26 protein-coding genes are annotated in these 26,834 nt (G+C 70.5%); 17 read left to right on the forward strand and 9 right to left on the reverse strand.

Going from position 1 to position 26,834, the window contains the following annotated elements:
- Positions 1–88 precede the first annotated feature (88 nt).
- The 3 genes from QH470_RS20435 to QH470_RS20445 all read left to right on the forward strand — a co-directional run bounded on the left by QH470_RS20435 (position 89) and on the right by QH470_RS20445 (position 1,658).
- Positions 89–613: a cysteine dioxygenase gene (locus QH470_RS20435; RefSeq protein WP_280274002.1), complete on the forward strand. Its 525-nt coding sequence runs from the start codon at positions 89–91 to the stop codon at positions 611–613.
- Between the two features lie 58 nt (positions 614–671).
- Complete coding sequence (locus QH470_RS20440) at positions 672–1,067, forward strand: rhodanese-like domain-containing protein (protein ID WP_280274003.1); 396 nt, start codon at positions 672–674, stop codon at positions 1,065–1,067.
- A 105-nt stretch (positions 1,068–1,172) separates the two neighbouring features.
- Entirely contained in the window at positions 1,173–1,658 is a 486-nt protein-coding gene (locus tag QH470_RS20445) for an Lrp/AsnC family transcriptional regulator (RefSeq protein WP_280274004.1), read from the forward strand.
- Between the two features lie 10 nt (positions 1,659–1,668).
- On the opposite strand, the gene ald is transcribed toward QH470_RS20445, so the two are convergent.
- Positions 1,669–2,778: an alanine dehydrogenase gene (ald, locus tag QH470_RS20450; RefSeq protein WP_280274005.1), complete on the reverse strand. Its 1,110-nt coding sequence runs from the start codon at positions 2,776–2,778 to the stop codon at positions 1,669–1,671.
- 177 nt (positions 2,779–2,955) lie between these two features.
- A complete protein-coding gene (locus tag QH470_RS20455; RefSeq protein WP_483243875.1) occupies positions 2,956–4,173 on the reverse strand; it encodes a PucR family transcriptional regulator in 1,218 nt (405 codons plus the stop codon).
- 104 nt (positions 4,174–4,277) lie between these two features.
- Here QH470_RS20455 and hpnC point away from each other — a divergent pair, with 104 nt between their 5' ends.
- The 13 genes from hpnC to QH470_RS20520 all read left to right on the forward strand — a co-directional run bounded on the left by hpnC (position 4,278) and on the right by QH470_RS20520 (position 19,788).
- Entirely contained in the window at positions 4,278–5,123 is an 846-nt protein-coding gene (hpnC, locus tag QH470_RS20460) for a squalene synthase HpnC (RefSeq protein ID WP_280274007.1), read from the forward strand.
- The gene (gene hpnD, locus QH470_RS20465; protein ID WP_280274008.1) at positions 5,120–6,037 is read left to right on the forward strand and encodes a presqualene diphosphate synthase HpnD; all 918 of its coding nucleotides are present in this window, start codon (positions 5,120–5,122) and stop codon (positions 6,035–6,037) included. The genes hpnC and hpnD overlap by 4 nt, the downstream gene beginning before the upstream one ends.
- Positions 6,034–7,428, forward strand: a complete 1,395-nt coding sequence (gene hpnE, locus QH470_RS20470) for a hydroxysqualene dehydroxylase HpnE (protein WP_280274009.1) — start codon at positions 6,034–6,036, stop codon at positions 7,426–7,428. Before hpnD ends, hpnE begins: the two co-directional genes overlap by 4 nt.
- Positions 7,429–7,480: 52 nt before the next feature.
- Positions 7,481–8,497: a polyprenyl synthetase family protein gene (locus QH470_RS20475; RefSeq protein ID WP_280274010.1), complete on the forward strand. Its 1,017-nt coding sequence runs from the start codon at positions 7,481–7,483 to the stop codon at positions 8,495–8,497.
- Between the two features lie 2 nt (positions 8,498–8,499).
- Entirely contained in the window at positions 8,500–10,431 is a 1,932-nt protein-coding gene (gene shc / locus QH470_RS20480) for a squalene--hopene cyclase (RefSeq protein ID WP_280274011.1), read from the forward strand.
- A 3-nt stretch (positions 10,432–10,434) separates the two neighbouring features.
- The gene (locus QH470_RS20485) at positions 10,435–11,433 is read left to right on the forward strand and encodes a phosphorylase family protein (protein ID WP_280274012.1); all 999 of its coding nucleotides are present in this window, start codon (positions 10,435–10,437) and stop codon (positions 11,431–11,433) included.
- Positions 11,434–12,435 (forward strand): adenosyl-hopene transferase HpnH, encoded by a 1,002-nt coding sequence (gene hpnH / locus QH470_RS20490; protein ID WP_280274013.1) that lies wholly within the window; start codon positions 11,434–11,436, stop codon positions 12,433–12,435. It abuts the gene before it with no gap.
- Positions 12,436–12,493: 58 nt separating this feature from the next.
- Positions 12,494–13,792: a hypothetical protein gene (locus QH470_RS20495; protein WP_280274014.1), complete on the forward strand. Its 1,299-nt coding sequence runs from the start codon at positions 12,494–12,496 to the stop codon at positions 13,790–13,792.
- A gap of 53 nt (positions 13,793–13,845) precedes the next feature.
- Positions 13,846–15,153, forward strand: coding sequence for an ABC transporter substrate-binding protein (locus QH470_RS20500; RefSeq protein ID WP_280274015.1), 1,308 nt, complete (start codon positions 13,846–13,848; stop codon positions 15,151–15,153).
- 3 nt (positions 15,154–15,156) lie between these two features.
- Positions 15,157–16,002 carry a carbohydrate ABC transporter permease gene (locus QH470_RS20505; protein ID WP_280274016.1) on the forward strand — a complete coding sequence of 282 codons (846 nt, stop codon included), beginning with the start codon at positions 15,157–15,159 and terminating at the stop codon, positions 16,000–16,002.
- Positions 15,999–16,844 carry a carbohydrate ABC transporter permease gene (locus QH470_RS20510; RefSeq protein WP_280274017.1) on the forward strand — a complete coding sequence of 282 codons (846 nt, stop codon included), beginning with the start codon at positions 15,999–16,001 and terminating at the stop codon, positions 16,842–16,844. Before QH470_RS20505 ends, QH470_RS20510 begins: the two co-directional genes overlap by 4 nt.
- A 25-nt stretch (positions 16,845–16,869) precedes the next feature.
- Positions 16,870–17,937, forward strand: coding sequence for an ABC transporter ATP-binding protein (locus QH470_RS20515; protein ID WP_280274018.1), 1,068 nt, complete (start codon positions 16,870–16,872; stop codon positions 17,935–17,937).
- A gap of 114 nt (positions 17,938–18,051) precedes the next feature.
- Complete coding sequence (locus QH470_RS20520) at positions 18,052–19,788, forward strand: FAD-dependent oxidoreductase (protein ID WP_280274019.1); 1,737 nt, start codon at positions 18,052–18,054, stop codon at positions 19,786–19,788.
- Here the strand turns inward: QH470_RS20520 and QH470_RS20525 are convergent.
- Positions 19,778–20,362: a TetR/AcrR family transcriptional regulator gene (locus QH470_RS20525; protein WP_280274020.1), complete on the reverse strand. Its 585-nt coding sequence runs from the start codon at positions 20,360–20,362 to the stop codon at positions 19,778–19,780. The genes QH470_RS20520 and QH470_RS20525 overlap by 11 nt on opposite strands.
- Positions 20,363–20,465: 103 nt before the next feature.
- On the opposite strand from QH470_RS20525, the gene QH470_RS20530 reads away from it, so the two are divergent.
- Complete coding sequence (locus tag QH470_RS20530; protein ID WP_280274021.1) at positions 20,466–21,608, forward strand: acyl-CoA dehydrogenase family protein; 1,143 nt, start codon at positions 20,466–20,468, stop codon at positions 21,606–21,608.
- Positions 21,609–21,631: 23 nt separating this feature from the next.
- On the opposite strand, the gene QH470_RS20535 is transcribed toward QH470_RS20530, so the two are convergent.
- The 6 genes from QH470_RS20535 to QH470_RS20560 form a co-directional block, all read right to left on the reverse strand.
- Complete coding sequence (locus QH470_RS20535) at positions 21,632–22,069, reverse strand: hypothetical protein (RefSeq protein ID WP_280274022.1); 438 nt, start codon at positions 22,067–22,069, stop codon at positions 21,632–21,634.
- A gap of 60 nt (positions 22,070–22,129) precedes the next feature.
- Entirely contained in the window at positions 22,130–22,717 is a 588-nt protein-coding gene (locus QH470_RS20540) for an Rv1733c family protein (RefSeq protein WP_280274023.1), read from the reverse strand.
- 39 nt (positions 22,718–22,756) lie between these two features.
- Positions 22,757–23,080 carry a plasmid stabilization protein gene (locus QH470_RS20545; RefSeq protein WP_280274024.1) on the reverse strand — a complete coding sequence of 108 codons (324 nt, stop codon included), beginning with the start codon at positions 23,078–23,080 and terminating at the stop codon, positions 22,757–22,759.
- A 19-nt stretch (positions 23,081–23,099) separates the two neighbouring features.
- Positions 23,100–24,887, reverse strand: coding sequence for a thiamine pyrophosphate-requiring protein (locus QH470_RS20550; RefSeq protein WP_280274025.1), 1,788 nt, complete (start codon positions 24,885–24,887; stop codon positions 23,100–23,102).
- Positions 24,888–24,977: 90 nt separating this feature from the next.
- Positions 24,978–26,324 (reverse strand): cytochrome P450, encoded by a 1,347-nt coding sequence (locus QH470_RS20555; protein ID WP_280274026.1) that lies wholly within the window; start codon positions 26,322–26,324, stop codon positions 24,978–24,980.
- Between the two features lie 33 nt (positions 26,325–26,357).
- On the reverse strand, positions 26,358–26,729 hold the full coding sequence (locus QH470_RS20560) for a hypothetical protein (RefSeq protein ID WP_280274027.1): 372 nt from the start codon (positions 26,727–26,729) through the stop codon (positions 26,358–26,360).
- Positions 26,730–26,834 lie beyond the last annotated feature (105 nt).

A 26,834-nucleotide genomic window follows, 5' to 3' on the forward strand; every position in this document is an offset into this window, starting at 1 on the left:
CACGCTGATCCTGTCCGATGGCAGAGCCGCCGCGGTAGCGGACAATCCGAGCTGGTTCCGTCCATTCGACCCGTCAGGAGCGCACAGGGTGACCACGTCACTACCGGTGAATCTGAAGCATGCCAAGGACATTCACCCCGCCGTAGACGTGCCGCTGTTACAGGACGCCGTACACCCGGACCGCACGCTGTGGTCACCCGCGGAACTGCGCGAGCTGACCGAGGCGGTCGCCGCCGAATTCGCGACGCCGCTGCTCGACATCGTCCGCTTCGACTCCGGCCAGCGCTGGTGGACCCGGCTGGCCCTGACCATGGGCGTGGAGCTGTGGCTGCTGTCGTGGGCGCCCGGCCAGGGCACCGAACCGCACGACCACGGCGGGGCGTCGGGCGCGTTCACCGTCACCGTCGGCGAGCTGAACGAGGAGTACCGCCATGCGGGCGGTCCCGTGCAGCGGGCGCACTGGCGAGCGGGGCAGACCGTGGCCTTCGGCCCGCAGCGCGCCCACCGGCTCGACAACCGCAGCGCGGGCCCGGCGGCCACGGTGCACGCGTACTCGCCGCCGCTGCGGCCGGTGCGCGAATACCGCGACCTGACGGATTTCGCGGGCATATGAGCGGCCGACGCGGTGCCCCGGTGATCGACCGGCAACCGGGTGCCGGAAGGGTGTAGGTATGAGTGCCGTAGACGAACTGCTCACCCGTGCCCGGTCGCGCCTGATCCGGGTGGAGCCCCGGGAGGCGGCGGCCCTGCAATCCGAGGGCGCGCTGATCGTTGATATCCGGCCGCACGCGAACCGGCTCGACGAGGGCGAGATTCCCGGTGCGGTCGTGATGGAGCGCATCGTGCTGGAGTGGCGGCTTGACCCGACCGGCGACCACCGGCTGCCGGGGCTCGCGGCCGATACCCCGGTGATCCTGGTCTGCAACGAGGGTTACGCCTCCAGCCTGGCCGCCGCCGACGCGCACCGCCTCGGCCTGGCCCACGCCACCGATCTGATCGGCGGCTTCCGCGCGTGGAAGTCCGCCGGTCTCCCGGTGGCGCCGGGCGGCTCGCCCGCCGTCCCCTGACCGGCCGGACGGACTCCGAATCGGTGCGCTGATTCGGACGGTGCGGAAAGCGGATTCGGCGTTCGTTCGGCCGGATCGCCGAATTTCGTTCGATACGGTGAGCCCATGCCGAAGAACGATCCCGCGGCCGCAGTAGCCCTGGACGACGTCGACCGCGTCCTGCTCGACGAGCTGGCGCGCGACGGGCGCATGACGAACAACGCGCTGGCCGCGGCCGCCGGGATCGCCCCGTCCACCTGTCTGGGGCGGGTCCGGTCGCTGGTCGAACGCGGGGTGATCCGGGGCTTTCACGCCGATATCGATCCGGCCGCGCTGGGGCGCAGCCTGCAGGCGATGGTCTCGGTGCGGGTGCAGGCCAACGCGCGCAAGCACCTCGCCGACTTCGGCGGCCAGCTGGCCGCGCTCGACGAGGTGCTCAACGTCTACTTCATCGCGGGCGCCGACGATTTCCTGGTGCACGTCGCCACCGCCGACACCGAGCGGCTGCGCATGTTCGTGCTGGAGAATCTGAGCGCCCATCCGGCCGTCGCCCGCACCGAGACGATCCTCATCTTCGAACACGTCCGTCCCCGCGTCCGCCCGGGACGCTGAGCGCGGGCGTTCACACCTTGGCGAACGGCTGCGCGGTATAGCCGTGCGCGGCGGCGACGCTCTCCGACAGCAGCAGTCCCTGATGGGTACTCAGTCCCTGTTCCAGTCCGGCATCGGCCGCGACCGCCGCGCGCCAGCCCCGGTCGGCGAGCGAAATGACGTACGGCAGTGTGGCATTGGTGAGCGCGACGGTCGAGGTGTAGGGCACCGCGCCGGGCATGTTGGCCACGCAGTAGAACACCGACTCGAGCACCTGATAGGTCGGCTCGGCGTGCGTGGTGGGATGTGAGTCGGCGAAGCAGCCGCCCTGGTCGATGGCGATGTCGACGAGCACCGAGCCCGGCTTCATCTGCTGCACCAGTTCGTGGGAGACCAGCTTCGGCGCCTTCGCGCCCGGCACGAGCACCGCCCCGATCACCAGATCCGCTTCGCGCACAGAATTCTCCAACTCCTGCGCGTTGGAAATGACCGTGTGTACCCGGCCCTGATACTGCGCGTCGAGTTCGCGCAGCGGCGCGATGTTCAGATCCAGCACCGTGACGTCGGCGTGCATGCCCACGGCGACCGCCGCGGCATTGCGGCCCGCCACGCCCGCGCCGATGACGACGACCTTCGCCGGACGGGTACCGGGCACGCCGCCCATCAGCACGCCGCGGCCGCCGCCGCTGCGCATGAGGTGATAGGCGCCCGCCTGTGGCGCCAGCCGTCCCGCCACCTCGCTCATCGGCGCCAGCAGCGGCAGCGAGCCGTCGCGGCCGGTCACCGTCTCGTAGGCGATCGCGGTGATGCCCGAGCGCAGCAGCGCGTCGGTGCATTCCGCCGAGGCCGCGAGGTGCAGGTAGGTGAACAGCACCTGGCCCGCCCGCATCCGCGGATACTCCTCGGCCACCGGCTCCTTGACCTTCAGCACCAGATCCGCGACGCCCCAGACCTCGTCCGCCGAATTCAGCACGCGCGCGCCGACGAGCGCGTAGGCGTCGTCGTCGAACGGCGATCCGACGCCGGCGCCGGACTCGATGAACACCTCGTGGCCGCGCGCCACCAGTTCGCGTACCCCGGCCGGGGTGCCCGCGACCCGGTACTCGTGGTTCTTGACCTCGCGGGGGATTCCGATCTTCACCTGTGCTCCTGTGTCCGCTGGATGCCATCGTCCCGTTGACCAAAGTATGAAAAAACTGCGATCAGAGATCTATCTTGCTGAAGATAATTCTCCATTACGCCGGTGTGTCATTCATATAAGCGAGATACCGGGCCGGTGCGGGCCGCTGACCGAAGCATCTTCGGTCGCCGCGAACCCCTACTCCGGCGGCTCGTGCGGCATGTCCCAGATCAACGCCAGGAACAGGCGGGCGCGCTCGCGGGGCGATTCGAGTCGCTCGCCGTACAGCTCGCGCAGCCGGGCCAGGCGATAGCGGACGGTCTGCGGGTGGATATGGAGTTCGTGCGCGATGGCCTGTCGATCGCCCATCTGCCACAGCCAGCTGCGCAGCGTCTCGATCAGCCGGTCGCGGGTGCCCTCGGGCAGTTCCAGCACCGGTTTGAGCACCTGCTCCCGCAGCACCGACAGCAGCCACTCGTCGCGGTTGGCGATGATGGTGTCGAGCTGGTCGCCGACGACCACCGGACTGTCGCGCAGCACCCCGCCGCGGCGCAGGCGCAGCGCCGTCTGCGCGATGTGCATGCCGACCGGCAGCAGGTCCAGCGACAGCGGGCCGCCGATGACGACCGCGCGACCCCGGAACACCGCGGCGAGCCGGGGCAGTTGCCCGTTGCCGCCGTTGGTGTTCGGCACGATCACCCCGGTCGCGTCGGGGCGGCGGATCGGCAGCGCGTTGAGGCCGAGCCGATCCAGGGCGGTCCGGGAATCGGCGTCGTCGGGATCGGCGAGCACCACCGCGGCGTCGGCGGGCAGCGGCCAGCTGGCGCGGTTCGCGGCCGCGCGGACGTCGGTGGCGTCCGAACGGCCCGACAGCAGCAGTTCGGCCAACTCCTCGCGGCGGCGCTCGCGGGCGGCGCTGGCGGCCGACTGCTCCAGCACGTACCCGTGCGCCGACGCGGTGGAGAACTCGTCGACGAAGACGAACACGGCCTCGGCGAGGGCGGCGAGCACCTGCGGCTCGAGTTCCAGCTCCAGCGCGGTCGCGGCGACGTGGTGCCAGGCCACCCGCGCACCGACCTGGTAGGCGGTGAGCAGGTACGACAGCTCCAGGCCGTCCTGGAAGTGCCGCCGGCCGATCTGTTCGAAGACCAGCCGCGCCCGCGTGTATTCGCCGCCCCGCGCGCGGCCGGGTGCGGGCCCGTGCTCGGCCATCTCCAGCAGGCTGTGCACGAACAGCACGCCCGCCTCGGCCACGTCCGGATGGTGTTGGTCGAGGAAGCCCGCGTAGTTGGGCCACTCGGCGGCGAGCATGTCCCGGACCTCGTCGAGAAGGACGGGCATTCTAGCATCGAGTTCGGTCGCCAGCCGCTCTACCGCGTCCGGTTTAACCTGAAATTCTTTGTCGGAGATGCTCATTCGAATCCCTCCGGCCTCGATTATCCCCCCGTGACAAATACGACCGTCCGAAATCACCTCGTTGGTTGAAGATTTGCGCGCAGAGTAGCGCTCACCATCGAATAATGGACGCAGCCACGGCCGGGCCCCGACGAATCCGGGCCCGCGAACAGGAGGAGAACTTCCCCGTCGCGCTGCGCTGGCTCCCCCGCGAGCAACGCGATCACCTGCACGCGGTGTACGCCACGGCCCGGATGATCGATGACGTCGGCGACCGGGCGGCCGGTGACCGGACCGCCCAGCTGCTGTCGCTGCGTGCCGATCTGGCGCTGGTGTGGTCCGGGGGTGAACCGGCGAATCCGGTGTTCGCGGCGCTGACGCCCACGGTGGCCGCGTGCGGGCTGGACCAGGAACCGTTCCAGCAGCTGATCGAGGCCAACCTGGTCGACCAGCGGGTCGCCCGGTATCCCACGTTCGAGGACCTGCTGGGCTACTGCCGGTTGTCGGCCGATCCGGTCGGGCGGCTGGTGCTCGCGGTGTTCGGCCAGGCCACGCCCGCGACGGTCGCACTGTCGGACCGGGTGTGCACGGCACTGCAGGTGCTCGAGCACTGCCAGGACGTCGCCGAGGACTACCTGGCCGGGCGGATCTACCTGCCGCAGGAGGATCTGGCCGACTTCGGCGTGGCCGAGGCGCAACTCACCACCGGCGCGACCGGCTGCCGGGCGGTGGTGCTGCGGCAGGTGGACCGGGCGATGGATCTGCTGGACGAGGGCGCCGCGCTGGTCGGCCGGCTCACCGGCTGGGCGCGGATGGCCGTGGCCGGTTACGTCGCCGGCGGCTACGCCACCGCGCGGGCGTTGCGGGCCGCCGACGGCGACGTGTGGCTGCGAAAACCCACACCCCGGCACGTCGACACGGTCCGCACGATGGTGACGCTGCTCGGCCGCGCGGCGGTGGTCACCCGATGACGGCCACTCTTCCCACTCGCACCGAGGCCTACGCCGAGTGCGAGCGGATCACCCGCACGGAGGCGAAGAACTTCTTCTACGGCATCCGGCTGCTGCCGCCGGACAAACGCTCGGCCCTGTGCGCGCTCTACGCGCTCGCCCGCCGGATAGACGACATCGGCGACGGCGATCTGGCGCCGGCGGCCAAGACCGAGGCGCTGGCGGTGCTGCGCAAGCGGCTCGACGACCCGGCCGGGCAGGACGATCCGGTGCTGCTGGCGGTGGCCGACACCGCGCGCCGCTACCCCGTGCCGATGTCGGCGTTCGGCGAATTGATCGACGGCGTGCAGATGGACGTGGACGGCGTCGGCTACGCCGATTTCGCCGCGCTGACCACGTACTGCCGATGTGTCGCGGGTGCGGTGGGCCGGTTGTGCCTGTCGGTGTTCGGCACGGGCGCCGATCCGCGGGCGCCGCTGTTCGCCGATCAGCTGGGCATCGCACTACAGCAGACCAACATCCTGCGCGACATCCGTGAGGACCTCGGCAACGGCCGCGTGTACCTGCCCGCCGACGAGCTGGACCGGTACGGGATCCGGCTGGAATTCGACGCCACGGGCGCACTCGACGACCCGGACGGCCGGCTCGCGGCGCTGATTCGCGACGCCACCGAACGCGCCGAGAACTGGTACTGCCTCGGCCTGCGGCTGCTGCCGGAACTGGACAGCCGCAGCGCCGCCTGCTGCGCCGCCATGGCGGGCATCTACCGGCAGCTCAACGCCCGTATCCGCGCCAATCCGGCCGCGGTGTACGACCGGCGGCTGTCGCTGTCGGCCTGGGAGAAGGCCCGGGTCGCCTCCAGCGCGCTGCTGCGGTCCTCGGCGGCGCTGACCGGCGATGGCGACCGGTCCCGCACGGCGCGGGGTCCGCGATGACCGCGCGGGTGGCGGTGGTCGGCGGCGGCCTCGCGGGCATCACCGCGGCGCTCGGCTGTGCCGACGCCGGGCATCGGGTGACGCTGTTCGAATCGCGAAATCGTCTGGGCGGCTTGACCTATTCCTTCGACCGCGCCGGTCTCGCGGTGGACAACGGCCAGCATGTATTCCTGCGCTGCTGCGACCGGTACCGCGCGCTGCTGGCCCGGCTCGGCGTGGAAAGCGACGTGAATCTGCAAGAGCGCCTGGATATCCCGGTGCGCGGCCCGCTCCTCGACCGCGCCACCGACGATGCCGGATTCCCCGTCGTCAGTGGTCGGCTGCGCCGTCTTCCGGTGCCCGCGCCGCTGCATCTGAGCTGGGCGCTGCTGCGCTATCCGTGGATTTCGGCGGCCGCGCGGGCTCGTTTCGTGCGGGCCGCGCTGGCGTTGCGCGCGGTCGACGCCGACGATCCGCGCACCGACGACACGAGTTTCGGGGACTGGCTCCGCGCACACGGGCAGGATCGCGCGGCGATCGAGAGCCTGTGGGAGCTGGTGGGCATCGCCACGCTCAACGCCCGCGCCGACGACGTCTCGCTGGCCTTGGCCGCCACGGTCTTCCAAATCGGCCTGCTGACCCGATCGGATGCCGCCGACATCGGCTGGTCGCGAATACCGTTGGGCCGCTTGCACGGCGAGGCCGCCCAGCGGGCGCTCGCCGCCGCCGGCGTCGCGGTGGTGACCCGCGCGAAAGTGGCGGGGATCCAGCGTAACGGGAGCGGGTGGGCGATCTCGGTCGACGGCGACACCGCCGCGGCCGACGCGGTCGTGCTCGCCGTCCCACCGGACGCCGCCGCCACCCTGCTGCCGCCGGACTCGGTGGGCCTCCCATCGAATTGGGCTGTGGCGCTGGATAACTCGCCGATCATCAACGTGCACGCCGTCTACGACCGGACGGTGATGACCGAGCCGTTCCTGGCAGGACTCGGAACCGACGCGCAGTGGGTCTTCGACCGCACCGCGGCCTCCGGGCTGGGCGACACCGCGACCGGCGGCCAGTATCTCGCCGTCTCGGTCTCCGCCGCCGACGACCTCGTCGACCTGCCCACCGCCGAACTGCGCCACCGCTTCCTCCCGGCCCTGCACCGGCTGCTGCCCGCCACTCGCACGGCGCAGGTCCGCGACTTCTTCGTCACCCGCGAGCGGCACGCCACCTTCCGCCCCGCTCCCGGCAGCGCGCGCCTGCGCCCGACGGCCCGCACCGCGCTGCCCGGCCTGTACCTGGCCGGCGCCTGGACCGCCACCGGCTGGCCCGCGACCATGGAGGGCGCCGTGCGCAGCGGGGAATCCGCTGTGGCCGAACTCGTTTCGGACCACGCCCGGACACCCGCCGCGGAGGTCGTCCGATGACCGGCACACCCGACTTCGAACAGCATCAGGCACGGGCAACGGAGGTGGTTCGGTGACTACAACGATCCTTTCTGCCGTCGGCACCGGAAGTGACGCGGTGCGGGCCGCGTTACGCGAGGCGGTGAGCCGGCTCGACGATTCCCTCCGCACCGTGGTCGCCTACCACTTCGGCTGGTGCGACCAGCACGGTCACGCCGTGGCGGGCAACGGCGGCAAGTCCATCCGGTCCCGGCTGGCGCTGCTCACGGCACAGGCGACCGGCGGGGACGCCGCCGACGCCATACCCGGTGCGGTCGCGGTGGAGCTGGTGCACAACTTCTCGCTGGTCCACGACGACCTCATGGACCGCGACACCACCCGCCGGCACCGCCCGACGGTGTGGTCGGTCTGGGGCGATCCGGTCGCGGTGCTCGCCGGTGACGCGATGCTGTCGCTGGCACACGAGGTATTGCTGGATCCCGCTGTGCCGCATGCGATACCGGCCAGCCGGATCGTCGGCGGGGCGACCCGTGAGCTGATCCGCGGGCAGATCGCCGATGTCGAATTCGAGCAGCGCAGCGAGGTGAGTCTGGCCGAATGCGTGCGGATGGCGTCGGGCAAGACGGCGGCGCTGCTGTCGGCCAGCGCGGCGGTGGGCGCCGTGCTCACCGGCGCCCCGGCCCGCACGGTCACCGCGATGGAACGCTACGGCCACCACGTCGGCCTGGCCTTCCAGCTGGTGGACGACCTGCTGGGCATCTGGGGCGAACCCGAGGTGACCGGCAAGCCGGTGTGGTCGGATCTGCGGTCGCGCAAGAAGTCGCTGCCGGTGGTCTGGACCATGGAGGCGGGTGGCACCACGGGACACGAATTGGCGCAGTGGCTCTCGCGTCCGGAGGCGCCGGACGAGGACGGTTTGCGATACGCCGCGGAGCTGGTCGACCGCGGCGGCGGGCGGCGCTGGGCCCGCAACGAGGCCCGGCGGCGGGTCGCGCTGGCCGAACAGGCGCTGGCCGCGGTCCCCATGCCGCCGCAGTGCCACCGGGAGTTGACGGATCTGGCGAAGTTCATCGTCGAACGGAGTGCGTGAGTATGACAGTGATCGACACGACCGACGCGCGGGCCGAGGATCTCGCGTCCGTCCACGACGCGCTGCGGGCGGCGGTCGCCCACCTGCGCTCGTTGCAGGACGAAACCGGTTGGTGGAAGGGCGAACTGGCCACCAACGTGACGATGGACGCCGAGGACCTGCTACTGCGCGCCTTCCTGGGCATCAGCACACCGGAGGTGACCGAACCGGCCGCCCGCTGGATCCGGTCCCAGCAGCGCGAGGACGGAACCTGGGCGACCTTCCACGGCGGCCCCGGCGATCTGTCCACCACGGCGGAGGCATGGGTGGCGCTGCGGCTGGCCGGTGACTCCCCGGACGCCCCGCACATGCGCGCGGCCGCGGAGTTCGTACGCGCCGGGGGCGGCGTCGAGGCGAGCCGCGTGTTCACCCGAATCTGGCTGGCGCTGTTCGGTTTGTGGTCGTGGGACGACCTGCCCAATCTGCCGCCGGAACTCATCTTCCTGCCCTCCTGGTTCCCGCTGAACATCTACGACTGGGGTTGCTGGGCACGGCAGACCGTGGTGCCGCTGACCGTGGTGGCGACCCTGCGCCCGGTCCGCCCGCTGCCCTTCGACATCGCCGAGCTGCGCGCCGGAACCGCTCCGGCGCAACGCAGTTCGATCGCCAGCATCGCAGGCGTGTTCCAGCGGCTGGACACCGTGCTGCACGGCTACGCGCGCCGACCGCTCGGCTGGGTGCGCGATCTGGCGATGAGGCAGGCCGCGGAATGGATCCTGGCCCGCCAAGAGGCCGACGGCGGGTGGGGCGGCATTCAGCCGCCGTGGGTGTACTCGCTGCTGGCGCTGCACCTGCTCGGCTACTCCCTGGATCATCCGGCGGTCCGCGCCGGGCTGGAGGGGCTGGAGGGATTCGTCGTTCGCGAGCAGACGCCCGAGGGCGAACTGCGCCGGTTGGAGGCCTGCCAATCGCCGGTATGGGACACCGCGCTGGCGCTGGTCGCGCTGCAGGAGGCCGGCGAACCCGCCGACGACCCGGCCGTGCTGCGGGCCACCGACTGGCTGCTGGCGGAGCAGGTCACCGTCGGCGGCGACTGGCAGGTGCGCCGCCCCGACCTGACCCCGGGCGGCTGGGCGTTCGAATTCGCCAACGACCGCTACCCGGACACCGACGACACCGCGCTGATAGTCCTTGCCCTGCACCAGGTTTCGCTTCCCGATCCGGCGGGGTTGCGGGCGGCGGTCGAACGCGCGGCCGAGTGGACGGTCGGCATGCAGTCCGCCGACGGCGGCTGGGCCGCGTTCGACGCCGACAACACCTCCTCCCTGCCCGCGGATCTGCCGTTCTGTGATTTCGGCGCGGTCACCGATCCGCCCTCGGCCGATGTCACCGCGCACGTGGTGGAGATGCTCGCGGCGCTGGGCCGCGCCTCCGACGCGGAGTGCGAGCGCGGCGTGCGCTGGCTGCTGGACCACCAGGAACGCGACGGTTCATGGTTCGGCCGCTGGGGCGCCAACCACATCTACGGCACCGGCGCGGTGGTCCCGGCGCTGATCGCCGCCGGTGTGGACCCGCGCTCGCGGCCGATACGAGCGGCCGTGCGGTGGTTGCAGATCCACCAGAACCGCGACGGCGGCTGGGGCGAGGACCTGCGCTCCTATCGCGACGCGGCCTGGATCGGGCACGGCGACTCGACGGCCTCGCAGACGGCTTGGGCGCTGCTGGCGCTGCTGGCCGCGGGCGTGGACTCGCCGGTGGTGGAGCGCGGGGTCCGCTGGCTGGTGGAGACCCAGCGACCCGACGGCGGCTGGGACGAGGACCTGTTCACCGGCACCGGCTTCCCCGGCGACTTCTACATCAACTATCACCTGTACCGGGTGGTGTTCCCGATCTGGGCGCTGGGCCGGTACCTGCGCGGCCCGGCGGCGATCCGCGACCGGCAGACGGGCGGCTGAGCGATGCGACCCGGAACCGTCTGCGCCCCACTGCGAAGCGAGTGGGCGGCACTGCGCGGCGCGATCGCCACTCCCGTGGTGCGCACCGGCCGCGGACCGGCCCACCGGCTGGACGCCTCGGCCGGTCCGATCGCCGTCGCGGGTGTCGCGGGCGGCCTGGACCCGCGCGTGCTGCCCGGGGATCTCGTTGTCGCACAGGAGATCCGCCGCGCCGGGGCGGTGCTGCCCAGTAAGGCCGCGCCGCTGCTGTACTCGGCCCTGCGGCACCTCGGCCTGCGAGTTCATCTGGGCCCCATCTATTCCGCCCAGCGCGTCGTCGACGGCCCGGCTCGCGTCCGGCTGGCCGCCACCGGCGCCCTCGCCGTGGACACCGAGTCGGCGTTCCTCGCCGACGCCGTGCCCGACGGCCGCACCGTCGTGATCCGCGCCATCGTCGACACCCTGGACGCACCGCTGGTGCATCCGGGCACGGTGCTGCGCGGTATCCGCGCCCTGCACGCCTTGCGCTGTGCCGCACCGGTTCTCGATCAGTGGTCGGCGGCAATCGGCGAGCGCGAGGTGCTGCTGTTCGGTCCCCCCGCCGCCGATGCGCCACCGGGGTCACGGTACGCGCGACGGCGTGCGCCGGGAGTGGATCTCGTGCTGCTGCTCCGCTCCTCTGCCGCGGCCGACGCCACCCGCGCATTCGATTCCCGCTCGGTCCGCGTCACCGGCAAATACGTCTGGACCGCCCCCTCGGCCCCGGGCCGGGAATGCCTGACCGCCGGGTTGCCGGAATTGGCCGCCAACCAAGGCATTCCGGTACATCCGGTGGACAGCGTGGAGGGCGTCGACCTGGCGCTGTTGCGCGGCGCCCGCCGGATCGCGGTGGTCGCCGCCGCCTCCGCTCCACCGGCGCTGACCACCGATCTGCTCGACGCCCTGTCCGGCCTGGGTCCGGTCCGGGTGCGCGAAACCACTGTCGCCGACGAACTTTCGTTCCACCCTCGGGAGGTGAGTTGAATGCCCATGCCCTGGCGTCAATCTCTGCGCCTGGGAGCCTATCTCGCGAAGCAGAAGGTGCTGCGCCGCGAGAAGTTCCCCATCCTGGTCGAATTGGAGCCGCTGTTCGCGTGCAATCTCAAGTGCGCCGGCTGCGGCAAGATCCAGCATCCACACGAGCTGCTCAAACAACGTATGCCGGTGGAACAGGCCGTCGGCGCGATCGAGGAGTGCGGCGCGCCGATGGTGTCCATCGCCGGCGGCGAACCGCTGATGCACCCGCAGATCGATGAGATCGTGCGGCAACTGCTGGACCGCAACAAGATCGTCTTCTTGTGCACCAACGCCGTGCTGCTGCCCAAGCACCTGCACAAGTTCGCCCCGCACCGCAACTTCGCGTGGATGGTGCACGTCGACGGACTGCGGGAACGGCACGACGCGTCGGTGTGCAAGGACGGCGTCTTCGATCAGGCCGTGGACGCGATCCGGCAGGCCCAGGCGGCCGGATTCCGGGTGATGACCAATACCACCTTCTACGACCTGGACTCGCCACAGGACGTCATCGACGTGCTGGACTACCTCAACGACGAACTCGGCGTCGACCACATGCAGATCGCGCCCGGCTACGCCTACGAGAAGGCGCCCGACCAGGAGCATTGGCTCGGCGTCTCGCAGACCCACCAGCTGTTCGCGAAGGCCTTCGGCAACGGGCGCCGCAAGAAGTGGCGGCTCAACCACTCCCCGCTGTATCTGGATTTCCTGGAGGGCAAGGTCGACTTCCAGTGCACGGCGTGGGCCATCCCGTCCTACTCGCTCAAGGGCTGGCAGCGCCCCTGCTACCTGCTGGAGGACAGCTACGCGGCGAGCTACCGGGAGCTGATCGACGATACCGACTGGTCGAACTTCGGCCGCGGCAACGATCCCCGCTGCGCGAACTGCATGGCGCACTGCGGCTACGAACCCACCGCCGTCGTCGCCACGCTCGGCTCGCTGCGGGAGACCATCCGCGCCGCGGTGAGCTGACCGCGGGCCGTCGGCGTTTCGTCCGGAACGCGGGGCCGCCACCAGGTACTTTCGGCAAGTGCGACGCATCCACACCGGTGTGGACACGGCCACGGCCTTCCTGACGACCCTCGTTGCGGGGTTGTCGCTGGCCCTGCCCATCGACTTCCGGTGGACCAGCGAGTCCTCGCCGCTGCAACTGAACCTGCTCGCCTTCAGCCAGCCGCGCGCCGTCGCGGCAGGGGCGGTCGTGGCCGTGGTCGTGGCGACGGTGCTCACCGCCGCGGAGAGTGAACTGGCGTCCTGGTGCACCACGCTCGGCGGCATCGTGACCGTCGCGGCCGTTCACCAGATCGGCTACACCTCCGGCCCGACGGCACCCCTGACCACGCTGAACTTCGTCGACTCGGTGGCCGGCGGAATTCTGCTCGGCGGTATCGGCGCCGCGGTCGTCGGACGCCGGATACCGAGCGCGGGCTGGGTGCTCGGCATGGTCGCCAGCATCTCCGTCGCCGAGGCGCTGCCCAGCACGCAACGCTCCGGCGGCACCCGGACCGACGCCTGGACGGCCACGGATTCGCCGCCGGCCTGGCTGGTCGGCGCCGCGGTCGCGATGGTGATCGTCAGCACCTACCTGAATCGCCGCGGCGATACCGCACCGCGGTTGTCGGTGGAGTTGCCGATGGCGCCGATCGTCGCGGCGCTGGTGCTGATCGGTACCGAGACGGCGACGGCGGAATGGCTGTCCCGGCGCGGCGACAGCATGGTCGTGGTCGTCGCGGCGCTCGCGATCGCCACGCTCGTGTTCGGCGTCACCGCGCTCGCGCTACCCGGCCGGGAGGGCCTGTTCGTGCTGATGGCCGTGTCGGTGACGGCGTCGGGCAACGCCATGATCTCGGCCACGCTGCCGGTGTGGTCGCTGCCGTGGTTCATCGTGCTCACCGGCGCCGGGCTGGCGGCGGGGTTGCGGTGGCCCAAGCCCGAGGCCGGTTTCGCCGCGACCGCGGCACTGGCCCTCTGCGCGACGCTGCTGGCCTATCTGCACAGTCGCAACGATGTCGTCGACAATATCGGCAATTTCGTGATCGCGTTCATCGCCGGTTACGCGCTCGGAGCGGCGCTGCCGCAGCGTGGTTCGACCCGCGTGATCGGGCTGGTGATGATCGTGACGCCGTCGGCGATCCTGGTGCTGCGCACCCGGCTGAGTTACGGTTCGTGTTCCGAGTCGCCGTCTCCCGGCGGCGGGCTGGTGTGCGAATTCAACGGGCGCGCTTCGGTGCTCCCGGGCTGGGCGGCCCTCGGGATCATCACCGGGTGCATGGTCTTCGCCGGGCTCCTGCGTGGCCGTCGCGTTGACAACACCGGGGACGGCGCTTAAGTTTTCCGGACCATCGAGCCAAGATCACCACCGCTGCCCCCAGGGAGCCGCCGATGCTCGCATCCGGTGCGCCGCGACGCGCGTTCCTGCGCGCGGCGGGTCTCGGTGTGGCGGCACTGTCCGCGGCCTGCACCGGCTTCGTGACCAGCGGCGCCGGCGGAATGGTGTTCCTGTCCACCCAGTTCCGGCCCGCCGACGAGGCCGAACGGTTCCGGGCCCTGCTCGGCCGCGCCGCGCCGGGGGTCAGCTACGTGACCATCGAGGAGAGCCCGTTCGCGGGTCAGGTGCGCAGTCAGGTGGACGCGGGATCGACACAGATCGGGCTGCTCGGCGGGCTGCACGGCGACCTGGCCCCGCTCGCCGACGGCTACCTGAACGACCTGACCGGGTTACTGGCCGACCTCGGCGAGCGCGGGTGGCCGGCCGACTATCTGCGCCTGGCCCGGGTCGGCACCGACCGCACCTGGTACATCCCTTGGGCCACAGCGAGTTACGTGCTCGCTGCGCACGCCGACGCGTTGCAGCACCTGCCCTCCGGGGCCGACGCGAACGCGCTGACCTACGACCAGTTCCTGGATTGGGCCGTCGCCGCGCGGCGCGCCAACGGCAACCGGCCGATGCTCGGCCTTCCCGCCGGGCCCAAGGGGCTGCTGCACCGGTTCGTGCAGGGCTTTCTGCTGCCGTCGTTCACCGGCGGCCAGATCACCACCTTCCGGTCGCCGGAGGCCGTGACGGCCTGGCAGTACTTTCGCGAATTGTGGTCCAACTGCGCGCCTTCCAGCACCAATTACGACTTCATGCAGGACGCGCTGGACAGCGGCGAGGTGCGCATGGCCTGGGATCACGTGGTCCGGCTGGCGCAGGCGCCCGCCCGCGAGCCGCAGCGGTGGCGCATGCTGCCCGCCCCGCGCGGTCCGCACGGCCTCGGGTACATGGCCGTGGTCACCGGGCTGGCGGTGCCCAAGCACAGCCCGGATCCCGAACTGGCACAACGCACCATCGCGACCCTCACCCAGCCGCAGACACAGCTCGAGTTGCTGCGCTCCAACGGTTTCTTCCCGTCCGTCGACACCGCCGTCCCCGGCGACCTGCCCGCGGCGGCCATATCGGAGGCCGAGGCGCTGCGCCGCCAGCGGGACGCGCCGGGTGCGCTACTGTCGCTGCCGCCGGTCGGCCTCGGCAAGCGCGAAGGCGAGGTGAGCAAGGTGTTCCAGGACAGTTTCCGTTCGATCGTGCTGGGCGGTAACGATATTCGCGCCACGCTCGACCAGCAGGCGCGGGTATTGCAGGGCATCCTCGACGATCTGCGCGTGCCGTGCTGGGCGCCGGATCCCGTGTCCGAACCGTGCCGGGTGGGGTGAGCGATGGCCGCACGACTGCGTTCGCCGTGGCTTCTGCTGCTGCCCTCGATCGTGCTGCTGGCGGCATTGTTCGGCTGGCCGCTGGTACAGGCGGTGGCGGCGGCGTTCCGCGACGACCACGGCTTCACCCTCGCGCACTGGCGGCGTCTCGTCGACGACCCGTATTTCTTTCCCGCGCTGCGCAATACGCTGCTACTGATCGTGATCGTGGTGCCGATCCAGTTGGTGTTGTCGATCGGTATGGCGCTGCTGTTGCAGGCGCGGCCGCGGTTCGCCGCCGCACATTTCTACCTGTGGTGCGTGCCGCTGGCGGTCTCGGAGCTGGCCGCGGGACTGGTGTGGCTGGCCGTCTTCGGCAATCGCGGATACCTGAATTCGCTGCTGGTGTGGCTGGGGCTGTCCGAGGACGGGGTGCAGTGGCTCGGCTATCAGCACACCGGGACCATGCTGCTGGCCGTGGTGGTCGCCGAGATCTGGCGGGCGACATCGCTGGTGTTCGTGATCGTGATCGCCGGAATGCAGCTGCTCCCACGCGATTACGACGAGGCCGCCCAGGTGTTCGGCGCGAATCCGTGGCAGCGGCTGCGGCACGTGACGCTGCCGCTGCTCGGGCCCAGTCTCCAGGTGGCCCTCATCCTGCGCACCATCCTGGCGCTCCAGGCCTTCGCCGTCGCCCAGGCCCTCACCGGCCGTGACTTCCCGCTGCTCGTCGGCGAGACCTACCAGTGGTACTCGAACCTTCAGAACCCCGCGGTCGCGAGCTGCGTATCGCTGGTCGTCCTGGCCATCTCCCTCGCCACCGCGTTCTTCTACCTCCGCACCGTCCGAGATCCCGAGGGCGCGCGATGAAAACCCTTCCGCCGATCGATCGCGCGCCGCTGCGCAGGCGGCGGTGGCGGGCCGTGGGTGTTCAGGTCGCGTGCGTGGTGATCACGCTGTTCATGGCCTTGCCGATCGTGCTCGTCGCCCTGTCGGCGTTCTCCTCGCGCGAGGCGCTCAACCGCTTCCCGAAGCCGTTGGCGCCGGACGAATTCTCGGCCGACACCCTGGTGTCGTTCTTCCGCGCCACCGGAACGGCCGCGGCCCTGGGGAATTCGGTGCTGGTCGGGCTCTACACCGTGTTCTGGTCGCTGGTCGTCGGTGCTCCGGCGGGATATGCCTTGGCGCGCTACGGCTTCCGTGGACGGGACGCGTATCAGGTGTTCGTGCTGCTGGTGCGGGCATTGCCGATCGTGGTGCTGTCGGTGCCGCTGGCGACGATCTTCCTGCACCTGCACGTCTACGACACGGTGCTGGCGGTCACGCTGGTACACACGGTGCTGGCGCTGCCCACCACGGTGCTCATCACCGCGAGCATCTTCGTCTCGGTTCCGGCCGATCTCGAGGAGGCGGCCCGCGTCTTCGGCTGCAGCAGATGGCAGGCCGCGCGCAGAGTCGTTGTGCCGCTGGCCCTTCCGGGCCTGGCGGCGTCGTCCATCTTCACCTTCGTACTGTCCTGGAACGAGATCCTGGGCGCGACCATCGTGACACTGAGCCACCGCACGCTGCCCGCCCAGGTGCTCACCGCGCTGGGCGAGGCGTCCACGCCGTACCGGTTCGCGGGCGGGTTCGCGCTGATCGTCCCGGCACTGCTGTTCATCCTGGTGATGCGGCGCTATCTGGTGAACATGTGGGGGACGACGCTGCGATGAGACGTCGGAGAACAGGGGTTTCGGTATGGCTGAGGTGATCCTGCGCGAGCTGGTGAAGACCTATCCGGGTGGCACCGTGCGCGCCACCGACGACGTCTCGCTGGAGATCGCCGACGGCGAGTTCATGGTGCTGCTCGGCCCGTCCGGCTGCGGCAAGACCACCCTGCTGCGCATGATCGCCGGGCTCGACCTGCCCGACTCCGGGCAGATCGTCATCGGCGGCCGCGACGTCACCTATCTCGAACCGCGGCGGCGCAACCTGTCGATGGTGTTCCAGTCCTATGCGGTGTTCCCCAACAAGAAGGTGTCCGACAACATCGGATTCGGCCTGCGGGTGCACGGCGTGCCCGCCGAGGAGATCCGCCGCAAGGTCGCCTGGGCCGCGGACCTGCTGCAGCTGACGCCGTATCTGGACCGCTACCCGGCGCAGCTGTCCGGCGGCCAGCGCCAGCGGGTCGCGGTCGCCCGCGCGATCGTGATGGACGCCGATGTGCTGCTCATGGACGAGCCGCTGTCGAATCTGGATGCGCTGCTGCGGATGTCGTTCCGGGCCGAGTTGAAGAAGCTGGTTGCCGAACTCGGCACCACCACCGTGTACGTCACCCACGACCAGGTGGAGGCCCTGTCGCTGGGCCACCGCGTGGCGGTGCTGCGCGACGGGCGGATCGCGCAGACCGGCACCCCGACCGACGTCTACGACCGGCCCGCCACCGAATTCGTCGGCGGCTTCCTCGGCAGCCCGCCGATGAACTTCCTCACCGGCACGGTCGCGGCCGCGCGCCTCGAGCTGGGCGGCCAATCGCTGGCGGTCCCCGCGGCCCTGTCGTCGTTCGAGGGCCGCGAGCTGCGACTCGGCATCCGGCCCGAAGCGGTCGTGATGGGCGATCCCGGCACCGTGCGCGGCGAACTGCAGGTGCTCGAGCCGCTCGGCTCGTCGACCCTGCTCACCGCCGAGGTCGCCGGGCAGGCGTTGAAGATCCAGGCCCCGGCCGGGTTCCGCGCCGAACCCGGCAGCGCGCTGGCCCTGCGCCTCCCGCCCGAGGCGAGCCGCTGGTACGACCCGGACACCGGACTGCTGCTCGCCACCGCGTAGCGCCCGCCGACCCTGGCCGGAAATACGGATTTCCTGGCCGCAGCTGTGTGCCACCCGAGGCGCTTTCCTCGCTAACGTCCCAGGTGGGGTGGTACCGGCGACGGAAGGCAGGACATGGCGTTCGACTACGACGTGGTGGTCATCGGGTCCGGGTTCGGCGGCAGCGTCACCGCGCTGCGCCTGACCGAGAAGGGGTACCGGGTCGGCGTACTCGAGGCCGGCCGCCGCTTCGCCGACGACGAGTTCGCCGCGACCTCTTGGCGCGCCCGGCGCTTCCTGTGGGCGCCCAAACTCGGCTGCTTCGGCATCCAGCGCCTGACACTACTGAAGGACACCTTCATCATGAGCGGCGCGGGGGTCGGCGGCGGCTCGCTGGTGTACGCCAACACGCTCTACGAACCGCCGGAGAAGTTCTTCGCGGACCCGCAGTGGGCGCACATCACCGATTGGCGCGCCGAACTCGCCCCGCACTACGACCAGGCCAAGCGGATGCTGGGCGTGACGATCAACCCGGCCACCACCGCGGCCGACCGGGTGCTGGCGGAGGTCGCCGAGGACATGGGCGTCGGCGCCGGCTATCGGAGCACGCCGGTCGGAGTGTTGTTCGGCGGCAACGGGGTTCGGCCCGGTCAAGAGATCCCCGATCCGTTCTTCGGTGGCGTCGGCCCGGATCGCCGCGCCTGCACCCACTGTGGCGAGTGCATGACCGGGTGCCGCCACAACGCCAAGAACACTCTGGTCAAGAACTATCTGTATCTGGCCGAGAAGTCCGGCGCGACAGTGCATGCACTCACCACGGTGGTCGACGTCCGGCCGCTTCCGGACGGCGGATACGCCATCGAGACCGTTCGCACCGGCCGCTGGGTCCGTAAGGCGCGCAAAACCTTCACCGCCGAACAGGTGGTCTTCTCCGCCGCCGCGCTGGGCACCCAGAAACTCCTGCACCGCCTGCGCGATACCGGGTCGCTACCGGGCATCTCAACGCGGCTCGGGTATCTGTCGCGCACCAATTCCGAAGAGCTGCTGTCGGTTCGCAGCCGCGACAAGACCACCGACTTCACCAAGGGCGTGGCCATCACCTCCTCGGTGCATCCCGACCCCGACACCCACATCGAACCGGTGCGCTACGGCAAGGGCAGCAATGTGCTCTCGCTGATGACGACGGTGATGTTCGACGAGGACGGCCACACCTCCCCGATCCGGCTGTGGCTGCGCGAATTGCGCCGCGGCCGAAGGGATCTGCCCGTGATCCTCAATCCGCGGCACTGGTCGGAACGGATGATCGGGCTGCTGGTCATGCAGTCGGTGGACAACTCCATCACCACCTACACCCGCCGCGGCGCGTTCGGCCGCCGCCGCATGACCACCAAACAGGGTGTGGGACAACCGAACCCGACCTGGATTCCGGCCGGTCACGAGGTGGCCCGGCGGGTCGCGGAGAAGATCGACGGCATTCCCACCGGAAGCATCACCACACCGTTCGGCATCCCCATGACCGGGCACTTCATCGGCGGCTGCGTCATCGGCGACTCACCCGACAGCGGCGTTGTCGACCCGTACCACCGCATGTACGGCCACCCCGGGCTGCATGTCATCGACGGCTCGACGATCTCGGCCAACCTCGGCGTGAATCCGTCCCTGACGATCACCGCCCAGGCCGAACGCGCGGTGTCGCTGTGGCCCAACCGTGGTGAGGCGGACCCGCGCCCGGAACTCGGTGCGCCGTACCGCCGCCTCGGCCCCGTCACGCCGCACCGCCCCGTGGTGCCCGCCGACGCACCGGCCGCGCTGCGGCTGCCGATCGTCGACATCACCCACCGCCCGGCCGACGACGCCGGTCTCAGGAATTGATGCCCGCGGTCAGGATCGCCGCCAGCTCCCGGTAGGCGTGCGCGTCGTCCATGCCGGTGCCGGCGCGCACGCCGCCCTGCTGGATGCGGACCATCATGGTGGCGGCCAGGTCGGCGGCGAAGGCGGCGTGGACGTCACGGAACTCGCCCGCGGCGACGCCGTCGGTGATCAGCTCGCGCACCCGGCGCGCGGCGATCCTGGTGTTCTTCTCGTACACCGCGCGCGCCGGGGCGAAGGCGTCCAGGTCGGTCATGAACCGCTCGGAGGCGGCCGACAGCTCGGTGCCGACCGCCGACAGGTAGGCGACGATACGCCGTTGCGCCCCATCGACTTCCGCGATCCGCGACTCCACCGCGTCGGTAGCGCGCCGGAAGAAGTGCACGGTCGCCGCCCGCACCAGTTGTTCCTTACTCCCGGCGAGGGTGTACAGCGTGGATTTCGAGCAGCGCAGGCGCGCCGCGATCTCGCCGAGCGTCAGATGCGCGAAGCCCTCGGTCAGGAACAGGTCGACCAACGCGTCGAACAGTTCGGTGCGCCGCCGGGTGGCGAACTCGGCGCGGGTGGGCTGGACCATATCCGCGATAGTACTGACGTACTGCTTGCGGTACCGTCCGGCGGAACAGTACCGTGAGCGGTAATCTGGTACTGTCTGCCGTTCGACCAGCAAGGAGCCGCGCGTGGCCGTCGATCGCCTGCTGCCCACCGCCGAAGCGCGGGACCTGATCCAGCTGACCCGCGATATCGCGGACAAGACGCTCGCGCCGATCGTCGACGCGCACGAGAAGGCCGAGACCTATCCCGAGGGTGTGTTCGCGACGCTGGGTGAGGCCGGGCTGCTGAGCCTGCCGTACCCGGCCGAATGGGGCGGCGGCGACCAACCCTACGAGGTGTACCTCCAGGTGCTCGAGGAGATCGCGGCGCGATGGGCGGCGGTGGCCGTGGCGGTGAGCGTGCACAGCCTGTCCTGCTATCCGCTGCTGGCCTTCGGCACCGAGGAGCAGCGGCAGCGGTGGCTGCCGGACATGCTGGGCGGTACCACGATCGGCGCCTACAGCCTGTCCGAGCCGCAGGCCGGATCCGATGCCGCGGCCCTGACCTGCAAGGCGGTCCCGGGCCCGGACGGCTACCGCGTCACCGGCACCAAGGCGTGGATCACGCACGGCGGCCGCGCCGACTTCTACACACTGTTCGCCCGCACCGGCGAGGGCTCGCGCGGCATCTCCTGCTTCCTCGTCGACAAGGACACTCCCGGACTGAGTTTCGGCAAGCCGGAGGAGAAGATGGGCCTGTCCGCGGTGCCCACGACCAGCGCCCACTACGACGACGCCCGGATCGACGCCGACCGCCGCATCGGCGCGGAGGGCCAGGGCCTCCAGATCGCTTTCAGCGCACTGGATTCCGGCCGCCTCGGCATCGCGGCGGTGGCGGTCGGCCTGGCGCAGGCGGCCCTGGACGAGGCGGTCGACTACGCCCGGCAGCGCACCGCGTTCGGCCGCCGGATCATCGACCATCAGGGCTTGGGCTTCCTGCTGGCGGACATGGCCGCGGCGGTCGACTCCGCCCGCGCCACCTATCTCGACGCCGCCCGCCGCCGCGACGCCGGACTTCCCTACTCCCGCAACGCTTCCGTGGCCAAGCTGGTCGCCACCGACGCCGCCATGAAGGTCACCACCGACGCCGTGCAGGTGCTCGGCGGCTACGGCTACACCCGTGACTTCCGGGTGGAGCGCTACATGCGCGAGGCCAAGATCACCCAGATCTTCGAGGGCACCAACCAGATTCAGCGCCTGGTCATCGCCCGCTCGCTCGCGGGGTCCTGAAGCCGGGGCAGGACTCGGGTGCGTCAGTACACCGTGGTCGGATCCGGGTCGGCGGTGAGTTCGCCGCGCAGCAGCCGGACGAAGACCTCGGCGAAGCGCAGCAACCACACGGTGTCCACGTTGCGGCAGTAGCGCGTGGCCCCACCGCCGGTCCCCCAGCCGTTCACGACCTCCTGCGGGATCGCGGGCGTCCATCCGTGCAGGCGGTCACGCACGCGCTCGGACAACTCCACCACGGTCGCCACCCGGCCGGGATCGCTGCCGAGATACTTGTCCAGCGCGGGCCGGACGCTCCCGGTGACACTCGCCTGCCTCCGCCACTCGACGCCGGCCTCCGCCAGCCAGACGGGGCGGTCCGGGTCGGCGTCGATTTCCGCCGAGAGCAGATGCAGCCACAACTCCGCGGACTCGTCGCGACACCAGAAGCCGCCGTCGCGGTAGTCGATGTAGGAGGTGCCCATGCGCGGTAGTCCACCACGGCCCACCCGTCCCTCCCATCGCTGGTGAGCGGGGTCGCCGGGTTACGAACCGAGGGCCGGGCTCACCTCTTTCCACTCGTGTTCCCACGCGGCGCTGCGTCGACGATCGAGCAGTCGGCCGCTCAGCCACACCACAACGCCTGTGGCCGTGGCGATTCCCGCAAAGGTGAGTAGACCGAGGCCGATGCCCTGGCCGATCGCCGCGTCGGCCGCGACGGGATCGGTGGTGGGGCGGCCGTCGGGCCCCAGCCACAGTTCGATCCGATCGCCGCGCTTCGCGGTTCCGGCCACATCGACCGGCGCCTCACCCGTGCGGCCCTCGTGGTTCCACCGCGCCTCGGCCTGCATTCGGTCCACGGTCACCCGGTCGGTGGCGGGCACCCGGACCGGGTCCGTGATGACCACCGCAGGCACCGTCACCTTCGCGGCATTCTCCGATTCGATGCGCGCGACCGCGGCGGTGTAGCCGTCGACACCCGCGGGTATCGAGGCCGGGATCGCCAGCAGGACCACCACCGCCGCCAGCAGCCGGATCCAGCCCTCCACCCGGTCGACCCCGCGCAGCATCGGATTTCGCGCCCACGGTGCGAGCCGCCAGGCGCGCCGCACCATCGAAATGTCGCGTACCATCTCGACCTCGAGTCGCACTCACCAGACGGGCCGGTTCGGCTACTTCCCGAGCGCCGAGGCCAGCTCCTTCTTCGTCATCTTGGAACGGCCCGAGATACCACGCTGCCGCGCCTCGTTGTAGAGCTGGTCGCGGGTCGGTCCGCCGGGGCCGCTGTGCGACCGCTGCCCGCCGCGGCGCTGCGGGGATTTGTCCCGCACACTCGACTTGCTCGCCGTGCGCGACTGTCCGGACTGGGCGCGGTTCTTGTTCACCGTGCGCGCCGCGATCTCCTTGGACCGGCGGGTACTCGCGCCCCGGCTCTGCTCGGAATCCTTGATGTGCTCGTATTCGCGTTCCTGTTTCGCGGTCCATTCCTTGGGCATCTCACACCTCCAGTGTTCGTCACGGAATGAATTCCTGGACTTTGGCTTTCGCGCCCTGCGCCACCAGGTGCAACGCGTCGGGATCGCCGTGCAGCAGCGCCGAGGCGGTGTCCTTCAGCTGATCCCAGGTGGCGTGCGGCGGGATCGGCGGCATCTCCGGATCGCACCGGACGTCGAGCAGCACGGGACCGTCGGCTGCGAAGGCGCGGTCCCAGGCGTCCCCGAGCTGGTCCGGGTTGTCGACGGAGATCGCGGTGAAGCCGGCGCAGCGCGCGATATCGGCGTAGGAGACATCCGGAAGAGTCTGGGACTCTTCGAATTTCGGCGCGCCGCCCATCGCCCGCAACTCCCAGGTGACCTGGTTCAGGTCGTTGTTGTGGAAGACGCAGACGATCAGGCGCGGGTCGCTCCACCGGTCCCGGTAGCGGGCGATGGTGAGCAGTTCGGCCATGCCGTTCATCTGCATGGCGCCGTCACCGGCCAGCGCGATCGCGGGCCGATCCGGATGGGCGAATTTGGCGCCGATCGCATACGGCACGGCGGGCCCCATGGTGGCGAGCGTGCCCGACAGCGAGCCGCGCATCTCGCCGCGCATCCGCAGGCACCGCGCGTACCAGTTGGTGGACGAGCCGGAATCCGCTGTCACGATGGCGTTCTCGGGAATTCGCTGCGACAACTCCCAGACCACCCGCATCGGATTCACCGGGTGCGCCTCGAGCATCGATTGCCGCTCCACGACCTCCCACCAGCGCTGCACATTCTTTTCGATCGTCTCCCGCCAGGACCGGTCCTGCTTCCGCTGCACCAGTGAAATCAGCTGGGCGACAGTAGCTTTGGCGTCGCCGATCAAGTTCACCTCGGTCGGGTAGCGCATGCCGATGAAGGCGCCGTCGATGTCGATCTCGACGGCGCGGGCCTGCCGGAAGTCGGGCAGGAACTGGGAATAGGGGAAGTTCGACCCGATGATGAGCAGCGTGTCGCAATCGCGCATCAGCTCGTAGCTCGGGCGGCTGCCGAGCAGCCCGATCGGGCCGGTGACGAACGGCAGGTCGTCGGGCAGCACATCCTTGCCCAGCAGGGCCTTCGCGACACCGGCGCCGGTGCGCTCGGCGAGTTCGGTGATCTCCGCCGCCGCTCCCCTGGCGCCCTGCCCGACCAGGATCGCCACCTTGGATCCGGCGTCGATGATCTCGGCCGCGCGGCGGACCTCCTCGGCCGGGGGCAGCACCGTGCCCGGGTGGACCGGTCCCGGCGCGCTCGAGGGCACCTGCTTGAACTCGTGCGCCGGCGGCTCGTACGGCTGCTCCTGCAGATCGGCGGGCACGATGATCGCGGTCGGCGCGCGCCGGGTCATCGCGACGCGGATCGCGCGGTCGAGCGCGTTGGGGAGCTGCGCGGGGACATTCACCTCCACCAGATAGTCGCTCGCGACATCCTTGTAGAGGCTTTGCAGATCGACTTCCTGCTGGTAGCTGCCGCCCATGGCGCTGCGGGCCGTCTGACCGACGATCGCCACCACCGGCACGTGGTCCAGTTTCGCGTCGTACAACCCGTTCAGCAGGTGGATGGCGCCGGGACCGGAGGTGGCCGTGCACACCCCGACCTTCCCGCTGAACTTGGCGTAACCGGTGGCCTGGAACGCGGCCATCTCCTCGTGCCGGGCCTGGATGAACGCCGGATTGTCCGCGGCCCGGCCGAAGGCGGCCACCAGCCCGTTGATCCCGTCACCGGGGTAGCCGAAGACCTGCTCGACCCCCCACTCTCGCAGCCGCTGCACGATGTGGTCGCCCACTTGTTGCTCAGCCATCGCCTCTCCTGTCCGTGTCGGGTCGTCCGGGGGCGCTGTCGGCCGGATACCCGGGAACCGGCCCACCAATCACGGGGGCGTACCCAGTGCCTACGGGACTCGAGCGGCCGTTCGCATGACGGCGAAGTCGAGCCCGAAGTTGTTGAATGTCAGCGGAAGTGGGGCTTCGGGGCCCGGGCGGGGGTGTGAGCGCAGCCGGAAATCCAGTGCCGTCAGCAGATGGGCCAGCAGTGCGCTGGTGGTGAACAGGACCAGATTCTGCCCGGGACACCCGGCGGGCCCCGCGCTGAACGGGACCAGTTGCGGATACTGCTCGGCGCGGCCGTCCAGCCAGATCTCGGGCACGAACTCGTTCGCGAACGGCAGCAGGTCCGGGTCGCGATGGAAGGCCGGGACGGTGATGAGCAGTGCGGCGCCCGGTGCCGTCACGAACAGTTCGGCACCGGCCCGCCAGGTCGCCGCCGCCGTCACCTCCCGCAGGATCATGGGGGTCGTCGGCCACAGCCGCACCGACTCCAGCACGCACGCGCGCAGGTACTGCCGCAGGCCGAGGTGTTCGGGATCGACGGCGTCCGACACCGCGCGGGCGTGCTGGCTCGGATGGGTCGCCAGCACGGCCAACGCCCTGCTCAGTGCCATTCCGGCGGCATCGAAGGCGAACAGCCAGTGCGGGATCTGGCCGACCGGGTCGACGGCGCCGGCGCCCGGCAGACGGGCCACCGTCCCGGCCAGACTGTCGGGGGCGGCGTTCTCGACATACCGCTCCAGCCGATCGAAGAACCGTTCGCGACGCCGTCGCCGCGGCGGCACCAGGAACGACCAGTTCGCGGCCGAGCGCAGCCGCCACAGCTCGTCGGTGATCGCGTCGTCGTCGCGGGCCGGGTCGCCGAGCGTGATCCGCCGGACGAGCCGCCACCATGCGGTGGTGAAGTGCGCCGCATCCAAATGCCCGCGCCGCAGGGCGGAGTCGACGATCTCGTTCGCCTCCTCGGCCACGACCGCGGCGAACGGGCCCGCCAGCCGGTGCATCGGAGAGGCGGTGTCGAGCGCCGCCTCGTTGAACGCCCGGCGCTCCTCGCGCACCGGTTCGTCGGACACCAGCACGCCGTGCGGCTGGAACTGGCGCAGCGCCGCGCGCTTCTCCCGATTGGCCGGATGGAACGGCGTCGGGGCGCCCGCCAGCACCGTCGCGACATCCTCGGGATCGAGCACGATGACGAACCGCCGCCCCGGAATCACCAGTTCCACCGGCCCCGACCCGTATTCCTCGCGCAACTGCCGGATCCGCCCGACGGTCCGGCGATCGGCCTGCACGCGTTCGAGCGCACCCATCACCGCCCGCCGCCGGGCGATCACGCCCGACGCCACCGCCGTGAATCCGAGATCGGCCAGTATCGCCGCCGCGCGGACCCCGGTGATCCGATGGCCTTCGCCCATGTGCTCCTCCAGACTGCTACGGCGATTCCGACGTCAGTGGCCCTGCTGGTCGCTCAGGGCCAAGCCCTCCTTGGCCTTGACCCGCCGGTGCTCGAGCAGCAGCCAGGTCACACCCGTGATCGCGCATACCGCCGCCACCACCCCGGCGACCACGGCCCAGCCCGCGAAGCCGTATCCGGCGGCGGTCAGCGCCAGTGCCATGGCAACGATCCCCAACGCGCACAGCACAATTCCGGGCACGTTGTAGCCGTCCTCCAGGCCTTCTCCGGCATGGTTGCGTGACGTGCGCGCGTCGTCGGGGAATCCGGCCGAGTCACGGTCGTCCGAGCGGCCGGTCCTCGTGGTGGCGGCGCCCGTGTAGTCGAGGGCGCGAATCGATTCCCGCCGGTTGTAGACGTGGTCCATGGTTGATCACACTCCCTTCACCAACGCGCATACCCGCCGAATCCGGTTCGAACCGACCCGCCCGCCGGTGGCCCGCACCACGATTGCGGTCGCCGTTCGGGGTAT

Origin of the sequence: Nocardia wallacei, from assembly GCF_029868745.1 — a bacterium.
Lineage (GTDB): Bacteria > Actinomycetota > Actinomycetes > Mycobacteriales > Mycobacteriaceae > Nocardia > Nocardia wallacei_B.